Genomic DNA, 271 nt, shown 5'->3' with positions numbered 1-271 from the left:
ACTCCAGCTGGCGGCCAGCTCCGAGCGCACGGCGGTCGCGTCGGCTTTGCGGCCATCCGGGCCCGCCAGGCCCCAGGTGTCGATGGCACGTTGCACAACGCGGCCCCGGTAGTTGTCGCGTGGCGGGCTGCGCGTGATGCTGGCCGGATGCTGGCGGTACAGCGCCAGCGGCTGTGCGACGCGTTCGATGCGCGTGACCCGCGAGGCACGCAGCCACAGGTCGTAGTCCTCGCCGATTCGAAGCTCGCTGTCGAAGTCGCCGATTTCGTCG

At 70.5% G+C, this 271-nt stretch carries 1 protein-coding gene; it reads right to left on the bottom strand.

Annotated elements, in window-relative coordinates:
* On the bottom strand, nt 1–271 hold a 271-nt coding region (locus RVY79_RS19730; protein ID WP_317466265.1), incomplete at both ends, for a hypothetical protein.

This window comes from Chromohalobacter sp. HP20-39, assembly GCF_033052815.1.
Classification (GTDB): domain Bacteria; phylum Pseudomonadota; class Gammaproteobacteria; order Pseudomonadales; family Halomonadaceae; genus Chromohalobacter.
Note: the sequence above shows the minus strand (reverse complement) of the source record. Positions and strands in the feature narration are given on the sequence as shown.